The organism is Aeromonas sp. S11(2024) (assembly GCF_041402345.1).
GTDB classification, from domain to species: Bacteria; Pseudomonadota; Gammaproteobacteria; order Enterobacterales; family Aeromonadaceae; genus Aeromonas; species Aeromonas veronii.
Map to the genome: position 1 here is coordinate 228,801 of NZ_JBGLRC010000002.1, position 13,003 is coordinate 241,803.

13 protein-coding genes are annotated in these 13,003 nt (G+C 57.5%); 5 read left to right on the top strand and 8 right to left on the bottom strand.

All coding sequences use genetic code 11. The features are described 5' to 3' along the window. Positions 1-36 precede the first annotated feature (36 nt). On the bottom strand, positions 37-666 hold the full coding sequence (gene rlmE / locus ACB040_RS02870; protein WP_005338828.1) for a 23S rRNA (uridine(2552)-2'-O)-methyltransferase RlmE: 630 nt from the start codon (positions 664-666) through the stop codon (positions 37-39). A gap of 97 nt (positions 667-763) precedes the next feature. On the opposite strand from rlmE, the gene yhbY reads away from it, so the two are divergent. Beyond that, the gene (gene yhbY / locus ACB040_RS02875; RefSeq protein ID WP_005338829.1) at positions 764-1,060 is read left to right on the top strand and encodes a ribosome assembly RNA-binding protein YhbY; all 297 of its coding nucleotides are present in this window, start codon (positions 764-766) and stop codon (positions 1,058-1,060) included. Positions 1,061-1,163: 103 nt separating this feature from the next. Then, positions 1,164-1,745 carry a PilZ domain-containing protein gene (locus tag ACB040_RS02880; RefSeq protein WP_371153151.1) on the top strand — a complete coding sequence of 194 codons (582 nt, stop codon included), beginning with the start codon at positions 1,164-1,166 and terminating at the stop codon, positions 1,743-1,745. Between the two features lie 76 nt (positions 1,746-1,821). Here ACB040_RS02880 and greA read toward each other — a convergent pair whose 3' ends face one another. The 3 genes from greA to pomA form a co-directional block, all read right to left on the bottom strand. Further along, a complete protein-coding gene (greA, locus tag ACB040_RS02885; protein ID WP_005338833.1) occupies positions 1,822-2,298 on the bottom strand; it encodes a transcription elongation factor GreA in 477 nt (158 codons plus the stop codon). Positions 2,299-2,454: 156 nt separating this feature from the next. Then, positions 2,455-3,348 (bottom strand): flagellar motor protein MotB, encoded by an 894-nt coding sequence (locus ACB040_RS02890; RefSeq protein ID WP_150390340.1) that lies wholly within the window; start codon positions 3,346-3,348, stop codon positions 2,455-2,457. An 8-nt stretch (positions 3,349-3,356) separates the two neighbouring features. Then, positions 3,357-4,115, bottom strand: coding sequence for a flagellar motor protein PomA (gene pomA, locus ACB040_RS02895; protein WP_005349525.1), 759 nt, complete (start codon positions 4,113-4,115; stop codon positions 3,357-3,359). 211 nt (positions 4,116-4,326) lie between these two features. Here pomA and xseB point away from each other — a divergent pair, with 211 nt between their 5' ends. From xseB to dxs, 3 genes are read left to right on the top strand one after another with little or no spacing between them, the layout of a single operon-like run. Next, entirely contained in the window at positions 4,327-4,578 is a 252-nt protein-coding gene (xseB, locus tag ACB040_RS02900; RefSeq protein WP_005338838.1) for an exodeoxyribonuclease VII small subunit, read from the top strand. Continuing rightward, positions 4,579-5,469, top strand: coding sequence for a (2E,6E)-farnesyl diphosphate synthase (gene ispA, locus ACB040_RS02905; protein ID WP_005349523.1), 891 nt, complete (start codon positions 4,579-4,581; stop codon positions 5,467-5,469). It abuts the gene before it with no gap. Positions 5,470-5,490: 21 nt separating this feature from the next. Continuing rightward, positions 5,491-7,359 (top strand): 1-deoxy-D-xylulose-5-phosphate synthase, encoded by a 1,869-nt coding sequence (gene dxs / locus ACB040_RS02910; RefSeq protein ID WP_371153155.1) that lies wholly within the window; start codon positions 5,491-5,493, stop codon positions 7,357-7,359. Between the two features lie 73 nt (positions 7,360-7,432). Here dxs and ACB040_RS02915 read toward each other — a convergent pair whose 3' ends face one another. From ACB040_RS02915 to ACB040_RS02930, 4 genes are all read right to left on the bottom strand, one after another. Further along, on the bottom strand, positions 7,433-8,374 hold the full coding sequence (locus ACB040_RS02915; RefSeq protein WP_040068611.1) for an ABC transporter permease: 942 nt from the start codon (positions 8,372-8,374) through the stop codon (positions 7,433-7,435). A gap of 2 nt (positions 8,375-8,376) precedes the next feature. Continuing rightward, the gene (locus ACB040_RS02920; RefSeq protein WP_005349514.1) at positions 8,377-9,351 is read right to left on the bottom strand and encodes an ABC transporter permease; all 975 of its coding nucleotides are present in this window, start codon (positions 9,349-9,351) and stop codon (positions 8,377-8,379) included. A gap of 99 nt (positions 9,352-9,450) precedes the next feature. Beyond that, a complete protein-coding gene (locus tag ACB040_RS02925; protein ID WP_021230378.1) occupies positions 9,451-11,007 on the bottom strand; it encodes an ABC transporter substrate-binding protein in 1,557 nt (518 codons plus the stop codon). A gap of 70 nt (positions 11,008-11,077) precedes the next feature. Next, entirely contained in the window at positions 11,078-12,802 is a 1,725-nt protein-coding gene (locus ACB040_RS02930; protein WP_167572480.1) for an ABC transporter ATP-binding protein, read from the bottom strand. Positions 12,803-13,003 lie beyond the last annotated feature (201 nt).

Below are 13,003 nucleotides of genomic sequence, written 5' to 3' on the forward strand. Positions count from 1 at the left end.
CTCGCAGACTGACAGTTAACGATGAAGGTTAGGGTACTACAGTTTAAAACCGGTAGCCACAATGTAGACTTCCCGTGATCTGGCGCGGGATGAGTCTGGTTTACGAATTTTGACAGCGGAGAAAAGTTTACGAATTTCATTGAGATAGGCATCAAAGCCCTCTCCCTGAAACACCTTCACTACGAAACTGCCGTCACTACGCAATACCTGATTGCACATGTCCAGCGCCAGCTCGACCAGATACATGGCGCGAGCCTGATCCACCTGCTGGGTACCGCTCATGTTGGGCGCCATATCAGACATCACGACATCAACCTTGTCGGGACCCACTCGCTCCAGCAAAGCGCCGAGTACAGTTTCCTCCCGAAAGTCTCCTTGCAGGAAATCGACACCAGCAATGGGATCCATCGGCAAAATGTCACATGCGATGACGCGACCCGAATCACCAACCTGTTCAACCGCGAACTGGGACCAACCACCGGGGGCTGCTCCCAAATCCACTACGGTCATGCCATGTTTCAGCAAGCGATCCTTGCCCTGGATCTCGTCAATCTTGAAAACAGCACGAGAACGCAGGCCCATTTTCTGGGCTTTTTTGACGTATTGATCGTCGAAATGTTCTTTTAACCAGCGGGTTGAACTGGGGGAACGTTTTTTCTGGGTCATGATAATCGACTTTAAAAAACCACAAGGGTTATTAGTATTAAGGGCTAAGTGGGGGTAGAATACGCCCCTTTCAACCCTGACTTATGAAGAAATTGCGATGATTCTCAACAATAAACAGAAACAGTACCTCAAGGGCCTTGCCCATAGCCTCAAGCCTGTCGTCCTGCTGGGTCAGCATGGTCTGACCGAAGGTGTACTGGCCGAGATCGATCTGGCGCTGAACCATCACGAGCTGATCAAGGTTAAGGTTGCCTCTGAAGATCGCGAAATGAAACAACTGGTTATGGATGCTATCGTCCGTGAAACCGGTTCAATCAAGGTGCAAAGCATGGGTCATGTGCTGACCATTTATCGTCAAGCCAACGAACCCAAAATCCAGCTGCCCCGCAAGTAAAAGGAAAGAGCATCGCTCTTTCCTTATTCCACTTCTTCCCGAGTCGCTTGCCAAAGTAGTCGCAAAGCCCTTAACCTGCGATGAATACTTCCGGACACGCATTATGGCTCACCATCCTATTCTGACCGACGATGAGCTGGCCATGCTGCGGGACTTGGGGAGCAATCAGGACACCCATGTTCTGAGTGGTCACCTCGATGCCCCCATGCTTGGCTTGCTGCAAAAAGCCGAACACCTTGTACTCGAAGCCCGCTTCGCAGGCCATCAGCTGCGTTTTCCCCTGAGCTTTACCCAAGGGGAAGATGGCTTCGTCGAGCCCCGGTTATCTGCACCGGTCATCAGGGAGCCGGGATTTGCGCAACCGCGCGCCTGGCGTCTCCCCCAAAAAGCCAAGCTTTGCAGCGAACTGGGCCTGTTTCAGGTACTCAGCCTCTCCCTCAATGGACTCATCGTGGAAAATTTGCCAACCGACATGGTGGCCGATACCCCCATCAACGGCGAACTCTGCATCGAGCAAGAGGCCCCTCTTCCACTGCAGGGACGACTGGTAAGGCGCATCAAAGCCAATGCCGACCATGCCACCTGGGCGCTGAGCTTTCAAATGAGCGAGAGCAACATAGAACGGCTGCGCCACTGGTTGTTTCAGCGTCATCAGGACGCCTTTACCGAGGCGTATCTGTCCTGATTTTTATCAATAATCATATAGATAAAGACAAACAGGGGAGCACCAGCCCCCCTGTTTCATCGTCTGTAGCATTCGCTTAGATATAAGCGACTTCCAGTACTTCGTATTCCACATCACCGCCCGGCGTCTTGACGATAGCGACATCGTCCACTTCCTTGCCAATCAGGGCGCGGGCAATGGGAGAGTTGACAGAGATGAGGTTCTGTTTGATATCAGCCTCATCGTCACCCACGATGCGGTAGACTACCTCTTCCTCTGTCTCGCTCTTGAGCAGAGTCACAGTCGCGCCAAAAATAACGCGGCCGTTGTTGGTCATCTTGGTGACGTCGATCACCTGAGCATTGGAGAGCTTGGCTTCAATCTCCTGAATGCGACCTTCACAGAACCCCTGCTGCTCGCGAGCGGCATGGTATTCGGCGTTTTCCTTCAGATCACCGTGCTCACGGGCATCGGCAATCGCTTCGATAATCTGGGGACGAAGCTCGGTCTTGAGATAATCGAGCTCTTCGCGCAGCTTCTCAGCGCCGCGAACAGTCATCGGAGTATGATTCATAGTCGAAACCTGGGTTGCTTGAAAATAGAAACTGCGGCCATCTGCAAGGAGGCCGCAGCAATCGGTTCGGATGAGGCATCTTAATATGAAGCCAACACAAAATCCACGTCAGCCCCCTGATGCAGATCCCACTTGCGTCATCGACATTCCCTTCACTTACTTCCCTTCCGGTACGGAAATGGGGGCCGAAACAGTCGGTTTGCCCTGCATGATGGCGATCTCCACCCGCCGGTTCATCCGACGATTTTCCGGTGTGGTATTGGGCACCAATGGCTGGGAATCCGCCATCCCCTGCACCACCAGTCGCCCCTGATCAAAACCGGGGACCTTCAGCATCTGGTGCGCCACCGCCACCGCCCGTTGCGACGACAGCTCCCAGTTGGACTGGAACAGCTCATCTTCGGTCGCCACGTTGTCGGTGTGACCAGAGATGGTGATTTCACCCGGCACATCCTTGAGCAGGGTCGCTACCTTGCGAATGACCGGCCAGAACTGGGGCTGCAGAAACGCCGAACCGGCCGGGAAAGACGCTTTTTCCCTGATCCGGATGATGATCTGCTGGCCCAGCGCCTCAATTTCGATGGCGCCATCCTGGATCTGATCTTTCATCTGCTCGGCGAGGGCTTTGGCCAGGGTATTGGACTGTTCTTGCGCCTTCTTCGCATCCTGCGCGGTATCGCCCCCCGTCTGTTTGCCATCACTATTGTCCTGACCACCTGCCTGATCCGACTCGCCGGGCAGAAACTCCAGTTCGGTCTGGGTCAGATCGATGGTCTGCTGCATCACGGTATCAATTGGCGTGGGTTCCGGGCGACCGGGCCTGAACTCCTGGGCAATCACCGAGGTCCCCTTGGGAATATCTTTCACCTCAAGGATGTTCTGTACCCCGAATGCCTTGTCCATGGAACCGGCTATCTGCTTGAACTTCTGCACATCCATCTCGGCAAAAGAGAGCAACAGCACGAAGAAGCACATCAGCAGCGACATCAGGTCGGCAAAGGTTCCCATGTAACCAGGGAGACCTGGTGGCGGGCACTTGCAATCAGACATAGCGCCCCCTATTCGGTGCCGGTATTACGTTTGGACTGGTTCAGATAGTTTTGCAGCATGGACTGGATCACCCGCGGATTCTGACCATCCTGAATCCCCATAATGGCATCAAGGATCAAGGTACGACTGAGCTTCTCCTCCCCGCTGCGCAGCTCCAGCTTGTCGGCAATCGGGATCGCCAACATATTGGCCTCTATCGCACCGTACAGGGTGGTAAGCAAGGCCACCGCCATCGCCGGTCCGATCGACTTGGGGTCACTCATGTTGGCCAGCATGGCCACCAGACCCACCAACGTACCAATCATCCCCATGGCAGGGCCCAGATCCCCAAGGGTACGGAAGACCTTGATGGCAATGACATGGCGCTCGGCTGTCAGGTCGATATCCTTTTCCATCACGGCGCGCACCACTTCGGCATCGTGACCATCCACCAGCATATCGATCCCTTTTTTCATAAATGCATTGGGGATCTCTGCGGCCTCCAGCGCCAAAAAGCCCCCTTTGCGAGCCGCGTCAGCCAGTTCAACGGCTTTGGTAATCAGGTCTTCAAGCTTGTCGCCCTTGTACATAAAGGCTTTGCCCGCCACCTTGAATGCCATCAGGAACTGGCCAAGGTTGAACTTCATCATGGCGATGAAGATTGAGCCCAATACAGTGATGTAGACCGATGGCATATCAACATACATGCTCATGGGGCCACCCAGCAGCATGCCGTACACCACCACCCCGAAACCCAGCACTATCCCTATCAGACTGCCTAGATCCACGTCCCTACTCCTGTCACCGGTTCTTATGTCTATTTATAGTCTGTTGAATTTTCTGCTATTGCGACCCATGCGGCAAGCATGCATCCACTGAGAATGATGGCTCATTATCGGCCAGTTTAGCGAGAGTTTGAGGGGGCAATGCTTTTCTGCCTCCCCCCTATGGACGGTCGATGTTAATATAAGCCGTTTTTTTCAATCCCCGAGGATGGACATGGCCAGTAAAAAAATCGACCGTCTGAGTTTTGATGCCACTCTGGAAGAGCTGGAAACCATCGTTCATCAGCTGGAACAAGGTTCCCTACCCCTGGAAGAGGCACTCAAGCAGTTCGAGCAGGGCGTTCATCTGGTTCGGGCCGGTCAGCAGAAGCTGGAACTGGCCGAACAGAAGATCCAGATCCTGCTCAGTCAAGCCGATGGCAGTGACCAGCTCGCCCCCTTCCAGCCAGAACAAGGAGAGGAGTGAGTGGCGCTGGACCATTTTTCCCGTCTGCATCGTCAGCGTATTGACGACTGTCTGTCAGCACAACTTGAATCCTTGCCCGCCATGGCGCCACGCCTGCGCGATGCCATGAGTTATGGCCTGCTGTTGGGCGGCAAGCGGGTTCGCCCGTTTCTGGTCTATGCCGTCGGCGAGATGCTGGGCGTCAAAAGCGAACTGCTGGATGGCCCCGCGGCTGCCGTAGAGTGCATCCACGCCTACTCCCTGCTGCACGATGACCTGCCCGCCATGGATAACGACGACCTGCGTCGTGGTCAGCCAACCGTTCACAAGGCGTTTGACGAAGGAACCGCCATTCTGGCCGGTGATGCGCTGCAGACCCTGGCGTTCTCCATTCTGGCCGATCACCCCATGCCCGACTCCTTGATGGCCAACCGGGTGCGGATGCTGAGTACCCTCGCTCGCGCCTCCGGCTATCTCGGTATGTGTGGCGGTCAGGCGCTGGATCTGCAGGCCGAAGGGCGCCAGATCTCGCTCGCCGAGCTGGAGCAGGTACACCGCCACAAGACCGGTGCACTGATTGAATGTGCCGTGGCGCTCGGCGCCCTGTGCAAAGCCGATGTCGATGACGCCACGCTGGCTGCCCTGCAAACCTATGCCGCCGCGATTGGCCTCGCCTTTCAGGTGCAGGATGACATCCTCGACATCACAGGTGATACCGCCACCTTGGGCAAGCCACAAGGTTCTGACCTGGCGCTGGAAAAAAGTACCTACCCGGCCCTACTCGGACTCGAAAATGCCCGTGAGCTGGCTCGCGAACTGCATGGGAAAGCCTTAACAGCCCTGCAATCCTTGCCCTACAATACCGACATTCTGGAAGCGTTTGCCGATTACATCATCGAGCGAACCCACTAAACGCTGGATAACAGTAACAATATGAGCGTTGATATTAGCAATTTCCCCAACCTGGCCCTCGCGGACACTCCGGTCGAGCTGCGTTCCTTGCCCAAAGATCGGCTGCCGGTGCTGTGCAACGAGCTGCGCGAATATCTGTTGCGCTCTGTCAGCCGCTCCAGCGGACACTTTGCCTCCGGTCTCGGCACGGTCGAACTGACCGTCGCCCTGCACTACGTCTACAACACCCCGTTCGATCGGCTGATCTGGGACGTGGGCCATCAGGCCTATCCCCACAAAATCCTGACCGGGCGCCGTGATCAGATCCACACCATCCGGCAGAAAGACGGTCTGCACCCCTTCCCCTGGCGTGGCGAGAGCGAGTACGACGTGCTCTCCGTCGGCCACTCCAGCACCTCCATCGGTGCGGCGCTCGGCATGGCGGTCGCCGCCGAGAGCGAAGGGCTGGGTCGCAAGGTGGTGGCAGTGATCGGTGACGGTGCCATTACCGCAGGGATGGCCTTCGAAGCGCTCAACCACGCCGGCGATGTTCACAAGGACATGCTGGTGATCCTCAACGACAACGAGATGTCCATCTCCGAGAATGTCGGGGCGCTGAACAACCATCTGGCCCGGGTCATGTCCGGCAAGCTCTACACCACCATCCGCGAAGGCGGCAAGAAGGTGCTGGCAGGTCTGCCACCGGTCAAGGAGCTGGCCAAGCGGGCCGAAGAGCACCTCAAGGGAATGGTGGTGCCCGGCACCCTGTTCGAGGAGTTCGGCTTCAACTATATCGGCCCCATCGACGGTCACGATATCGAGGCACTGGTCGAGACCCTGCGCAACATGCGCAACCTCAAGGGCCCGCAACTGCTGCACGTCAAAACCAAGAAGGGCAAGGGTTACGAGCCGGCAGAGAAAGACCCTATCGGTTATCACGCCGTGCCCAAGTTCAATCCTGACGATTGCTCCCTGCCCAAGGCGAGCAGCGCCAAACCCACCTTCTCCGCCATCTTTGGCCAATGGCTGTGCGACATGGCCGCCAAAGACGAGAAGCTGATCGGTATCACCCCCGCCATGCGTGAAGGCTCGGGGCTGGTGAAATTCAGCCAGCAGTATCCGGATCGCTACTTCGATGTGGCGATTGCCGAGCAACATGCGGTCACGTTCGCCGCGGGTCTTGCCATCGCAGACAAGAAGCCGGTGGTGGCCATCTATTCGAGCTTCCTGCAGCGCGCCTACGATCAGGTGATCCACGACGTGGCGCTGCAAGTTCTGCCGGTGCTGTTCGCCATCGACCGGGCCGGTCTGGTGGGCGCCGATGGCCCGACCCATCAGGGGGCGTTCGACATCAGCTTCCTGCGCACCGTGCCCAACATGGTGGTGATGACGCCATCTGATGAGAATGAGTGCCGCCAGATGCTCTATACCGGCTATCTCCATCAGGGCCCTGCCGCAGTGCGCTATCCGCGCGGCAGTAGCCTGAGTGACGCCCCCATCTCGTCAGAAATGCAGGCACTGGAGCTCGGCAAGGGACGAATCCTGCGAGAGGGCAAGGGCACTGCCATTCTGGCGTTTGGCACCTTGCTGCACCACGCGAAAGCGGCGGCCGAAGCGCTCGATGCCACCCTGGTGGACATGCGCTTCGTCAAGCCGATGGATGAGGCGCTGGTGCTGTCGCTGGCGGCCAGCCACGATCAGTTCGTCACCATCGAAGACAACGCCATCATGGGCGGCGCCGGTTCGGCGGTGAACGAGTTGCTGATGCGCAGCAAACAGTGCAAGCCGGTGCTCAACCTCGGTCTGCCGGATCGCTTCGTGGAACAGGGCACCCAGCAGGAGATCTATGCCCTGCTCGGTCTGGACGATGCAGGCATCCAGCGCAGCATCGAAAGCTGGCTGCAAGCCTGATAACGCTTAAAGCTATCAATAAAAGAAGGGCGCCTCATTGGCGCCCTTTTTATTTTTGCGTTTCTCACCCGGATTACCCTTTGTAGATCTTGGGGTTAAATACATCCCGCAGCCAGTCACCCAGCAGGTTGATAACCAGCACCAGCACCACCAGACAGATGCCCGGGAAGGCTGTGATCCACCAGGAGCCGGAGAAGATGTAGTTGAAGCCGACGCTGATAAGCGAACCGAGCGAGGGCTGATCAACCGGCATCCCCAGCCCAAGGAAGGAGAGTGCAGCTTCACTCATGATGGCGTTGGCCACCTGCACGGTGGAGATAACCAGAATGGGCGACAGGCAGTTGGGCAGAATGTGGCGGAACATGATGCGCGGGGCGCGGAACCCCATCACCTTGGCCGCTTCCACATACTCCTTCTTCTTCTCCGCCAGCACAGAGGCGCGCACAGTACGGGCGTACTGCGGCCACTCGGCGATACCGATGATCACCACCAGCATCATGATGGCGAACTTCGAGTAGAACTCGGAGCCAAAGGTTGCCTGAAAGATGGCGGAGATGATGATCGCCACCATCATGGTGGAGAACGACAGCTGCACATCGGCAAAGCGCATCAGCAGGTTGTCGATACGTCCACCGAAGTAACCGGCAATCAGACCGATGACGATACCAAGCACCAGCTGCAGCGCCACCGCAAACAGGCCGATGGTGAGGGAGATACGGGCGCCATAGAGGATGGTGCTCCAGATATCCCGCCCCTGGTTGTCGGTGCCGAGCCAGAAGCGCTCCTCGCCGCCTTCGAGCCAGGAGGGGGGCAACTCGGCATCCATCAGATCAAAACTGGTCTGGTCATAGACGTTGTGCGGGGCGAGCCAGGGCGCCAGCAGCGCCGCCAGCACAAATACCACGAACACCGCAAAGCTGAACATGGCTACCTTGTCCCGCAGGAAGTAGTAGACGATGTCAGAGTTCTTGAATCGTGCCCAACGGCTTGGGCTTGCAGTTACAGCGTTACTCATGCTTACCCCTTGGCAGTCAGGTTAACGGTCGGGTTAATCAACCCGTAGAGCAGGTCGACCAGGGTATTGGTCACCACGAAGATCAGTCCCACGAAGATGACGTAGGCGGTGATGAGGGGCGTATCGACCCGGTGGATCGCCTCGAGGAACAGGAAGCCGGTACCCGGCCACTGGAACACGCTCTCGGTCAGGATGGTGTAAGCCACCATGGTGCCGATCTGCACCCCGCCGACGGTGATGACCGGCAGCATGGTGTTCTTCAGAGCGTGCTGATAGTAGACCTTGTTGTTGTCCAGCCCCTTGGCGCGGGCGAATTTGACGTACTCGGAGGAGAGCTGCTCCAGCATCTCGGAGCGCACCAAGCGGATAAACAGCGGCAACATAATGGAAGAGAGGGACACCGCCGGCAGGATCAGGTGCAGGATACCGTCCCAGGTGAAGAAGCCCGACTCCCAGCCCAGCAGGTTACGGGTCTCGCCGCGGCCATAGGCCGGCAGCCAGCCCAGCTGGATGGAGAAGAGGTACATCAGCATGATGGCGGTCAAAAATACCGGGATCGAGATACCGATACTGCTCCCCGCCATGATGATCTTGGTGGGAATGCTGCGCGGGCGGATCGCCGAATAGACACCGAGTGGAATGGAGACCACCACGATGATGAGCGCGGCGGCAAACACCAGCTCAAGGGTAGCCACCAGCTTGTCGAGGATCACCTCGAGAGCGGGTCGCTTGAAGAAATAGGAGGTGCCCAAATCCCCATGCACCGCATTTTTCAGAAAGCGGCTGTATTTGATGAGGAAGGGATCGTTAAGGCCCATCTTCTCGCGCAACTCGTGACGCTGGGCTTCGGAGACGGATTGTCCCACCAGCTCGCGCAACGGGTCACCCAGGTTGTCCTGGATGGAGAAGGCGACCAGGCTGATGACGAACATCACTATCACGGCCTGATAGAACCGTTTCAGCAGGAATGTAAACATGCTTGTCCTTCTACGTGGCCTGTGTCGTGGCACAGGCTTCTGTTAGTGGGCGGAGTGGCCAGCTGACCACCCCGCCCCGTCCTTCCTTGCGACGTTCTCTTACTTGCTGACCACCAGGTCACCCAGGTAAGGGAAGTTCATCACGTTGACCACCGGCTTGATGTCGACGTTCTTCTTGGCGCCATAGGCCAGATCTTCCCAGTGCAACGGCACATAGGCAGCATCTTCGATCAGCATGGCTTCGACCTTCTTGAGCATCTCGGCACGCTTGGCCGGATCGGTCTCGGCGTTGGCATCCATCACCAGCTTGTCAGCTTCGGCGTTGGCGTAACCGGCGCAGTTGTACTGACCCATACCGGTCTTGGCATCCTTGGTGAAGGTCAGGAACTCGAAGAAGTTCGCGGTATCTTCAGTGTCGGAGTGCCAGCCAATCAGCTGCATGTCTGCGGCGCACTTGTCAAACTCAGGCCAGTACTGGGCCACCGGCATGGTCTTCAGATCCACCTTGATGTTGATCTTGGCCAGCATGGCGGAGACAGCCTGGGCAATCTTGACGTCGTTGACGTAGCGGGCAGCCGGGGAGATGAAGGTCATCTTGAAGCCTTTCTCGTAACCGGCCTCTTTCATCAGCTCCTTGGCCTTGGCCAGATCATACTGGGGCACCAGCGCCTCGTTGTGACCGGCATAGCCTTTCGGGCTCAGCTGACCTGCAGGGGTACCGAAGCCCTTGTTGATCTTCTCAACGATACCCACCTGGTTGATGGCGTAGTTGATCGCCTGACGCACGCGCTTGTCTTTCAGTGCCGGGTTGGTGTTCTGGTTAAGCTCGATGATGATGGCGCGGGTACCGGACAGGGTGACCAGCTGGGAGTCCTTGCCATTCTTCACGCGCTCCAGATCGTTCGGCGCAACCGGATAGATCATGTCCACGTCGCCACCCAGCAGGGCTGCAACACGGGTCGCATCTTCCTTGATCGGCACCACGGTCAGGTTCTCGACGTTACCCTTGGAGGCTTTATCCCAGTAGTTGGCGTTGCGGGCATAATCCAGCTTCACACCCTGCTCGCGGAACTTGACGGTGAACGGGCCAGTACCGGAGACGTGGGTAGAGGCATAGGAATCGCCGTTTTTGACGATCTCGGCCTTGTCTTTGCCCGCTTCGGTCTTGCCGGTGTAGAACTTGGAGTCCATCGGGAAGATGTAGGTGACGGTCTGCAGCACCAGCGGGAACGGCTTGGCGGTGACGAGATCCACGGTGTAGTCATCGACCTTCTTCACTTCGCTGATGGGATCGAAGATCGCCTTGAAGTCGACGGAGGATTTCAGGCGGTTAACGGTCCACACCACGTCGTCAGCGGTGAAGTCGTTACCGGAGTGGAACTTGACCCCTTTGCGCAGATGGAAGCGGACGGTCTTGTCATCGACACGTTCGAACTTCTCGGCCAGACGGGGCTCGAACTGCAGGTCCTGGGTGTAACGCATCAGGGGATCGAATACCAGGTGCGACATCTCCAGGGTCTGACCGGAGAGCTGCTCCTGCGGATCCAGCGAAGTGGCGTCAGAAGCGACACCTACCTTGATATCAGCGGCTGAGACACTGAAGGCGAAACCGGCGGCAAACAGCGCCAGGGCAATCTTGGACAATCCTTTCTTCATCTTGTTCTCCATGCTTTTGGCTTTCTTATGACACTTTTTTTGACAAGCAGACCGGCGCACCGGCGCTCTCCTAGCTTGCGATTTCCAGCCCCTCGCGGGACATTCCCTTGAACTCCGGCATGAGGGAGATCAGCTTGCGGCTGTACTCATGCTCGGCATTGGTAAAGAGTTTCTCGGTCTCGGCCACTTCCACCAGATGACCGTGCTGCATCACCCCGATGCGGTCGCACATCTGGCGGATCACCGGCAGATCGTGGCTGATAAACAACATGGTGAGCTTGAGCTCCTGCTGCAGATCCTTGAGCAGGTTGAGGATCTGGGCCTGCACCGACACATCCAGCGCCGAGGTCGGCTCGTCGCAGATAAGGAAGCGCGGGCGAGTGGCCAGGGCGCGGGCAATGGAGATACGCTGGCGCTGACCGCCGGAGAACTCGTGGGGATACTTGACCCCGGCACCACGACCGAGACCCACGTGATCCAGCAGATCGCCGACAATCCCCTCAATCTGGCTCTCGCTGCTCGCCAGCTGATGGAAGCGGATCGGCTCGGCAATGATGTCGCGCACCTTCATCCGCGGGTTCATCGAGGAATAGGGGTTCTGAAACACCATCTGCATCTGGCGACGCAGCGGGCGACGCTCGCGCTCGCTCTTGAGAGCGGTCAGATCGATCCCCTCGAAGAAAATCTTGCCGGTATCAGGCGGATAGAGGCCGGTGATGGCACGGGCAATGGTCGATTTGCCGGAGCCCGACTCCCCCACCAGACCGAAGGTCTCCCCTTCGAAGATCTCGAAGCTGATGTTGTTGCAGGCGCGCACATACTGGCGGCGGCTCGGGAAAATGGAGTCCTTGGTGACGAACTTCAGATCGACGTTCTCCACCCGCAGCAGCGCCCCTTCATAGGCACGCTCGTCCTGACTCTGGCCGAGCCAGTGGCTCTTGAGGTCGATATTGGTATCCGGCGCACTGGCATCCTCGATATAGGAGACCAGCGGGAAGCGCACCAGCTTCACATCGGAGCGGGGTACCGCCGAGATGAGGCTGCGGGTATAGGGGTGATTGGGGCTGCCCAGTACCTGTTCGGTCAGGCCGAACTCCACCAGATCACCGCGATACATCACCGCCACCTTGTCGGTAACGTTGGAGACCACGCCCATGTCGTGGGTCACCAGCATGCAGCCCACCTGACGCTCTTTGCAGAGAGCGCGGATAAGCTGGAGGATCTGATCCTGAATGGAGACGTCGAGCGCCGTGGTCGGTTCATCGGCGATGATCAGCTCCGGATCGCAGGAGAGCGCAATGGCGATAACCACCCGCTGACGCATGCCACCGGAGAACTGGTGCGGATACTGCTTGATGCGCAGCTCCGGCTGCGGGATACCCACAGCCCCCATCAGCTCCAGCGCCTTGGCAAAAGCAGCCTCGCGAGAGAGCTCGGTATTGGCCAGAATGGTCTCCACCAGCTGATGCTCAACGGTGAACAGCGGGTTGAGGGAGGTCATGGGGTCCTGGAAGATGAACCCGATACGGGAGCCACGGATGGCCCGCATCTCGTTCTGGCTCTTGCCGGAGATGAGCTCGCCATTGAGATAGATATCGCCCCGGGCGATGCGACCCGGCGGGCTCAGCAGATCGATAACGGCGTTGCCGATGGTGGACTTGCCGGCGCCGGATTCACCGACCACCCCGACAATCTCACCCTTTTCGATAGAGAAAGAGAGATCCTTCACCGCGGCCAGCACCCCGTAGCGGGAGGGGTACTCGATCCGCAAGTTCTTTACTTCGAGCAAGGACATGTTTACCTCTGCGGGGGACATCCGTCCCAAATAATTCGTCCGTAAATCAGCCGCAGATGCCGGTTGTTACCTTGGGCAATATTTGCTCAATCCATGAGGCAGCGAAACCAGCGATCCGGGCGGGTTTTTTGCATTTTTTTGGAATAACCCGCGAGTAACTTAGACGGTTTGACCACGGGTGTAAATGATTGAGTTATACAA

What these genes read in the sequence shown, in the direction of transcription:
- rlmE (WP_005338828.1), bottom strand. Translation starts at nt 666, where the DNA reads ATGACCCAGAAAAAACGTTCCCCCAGTTCAACCCGCTGGTTAAAAGAA.
- yhbY (WP_005338829.1), top strand. Translation starts at nt 764, where the DNA reads ATGATTCTCAACAATAAACAGAAACAGTACCTCAAGGGCCTTGCCCAT.
- ACB040_RS02880 (WP_371153151.1), top strand. Translation starts at nt 1,164, where the DNA reads ATGGCTCACCATCCTATTCTGACCGACGATGAGCTGGCCATGCTGCGG.
- greA (WP_005338833.1), bottom strand. Translation starts at nt 2,298, where the DNA reads ATGAATCATACTCCGATGACTGTTCGCGGCGCTGAGAAGCTGCGCGAA.
- ACB040_RS02890 (WP_150390340.1), bottom strand. Translation starts at nt 3,348, where the DNA reads ATGTCTGATTGCAAGTGCCCGCCACCAGGTCTCCCTGGTTACATGGGA.
- xseB (WP_005338838.1), top strand. Translation starts at nt 4,327, where the DNA reads ATGGCCAGTAAAAAAATCGACCGTCTGAGTTTTGATGCCACTCTGGAA.
- dxs (WP_371153155.1), top strand. Translation starts at nt 5,491, where the DNA reads ATGAGCGTTGATATTAGCAATTTCCCCAACCTGGCCCTCGCGGACACT.
- ACB040_RS02915 (WP_040068611.1), bottom strand. Translation starts at nt 8,374, where the DNA reads ATGAGTAACGCTGTAACTGCAAGCCCAAGCCGTTGGGCACGATTCAAG.
- ACB040_RS02920 (WP_005349514.1), bottom strand. Translation starts at nt 9,351, where the DNA reads ATGTTTACATTCCTGCTGAAACGGTTCTATCAGGCCGTGATAGTGATG.
- ACB040_RS02925 (WP_021230378.1), bottom strand. Translation starts at nt 11,007, where the DNA reads ATGAAGAAAGGATTGTCCAAGATTGCCCTGGCGCTGTTTGCCGCCGGT.
- ACB040_RS02930 (WP_167572480.1), bottom strand. Translation starts at nt 12,802, where the DNA reads ATGTCCTTGCTCGAAGTAAAGAACTTGCGGATCGAGTACCCCTCCCGC.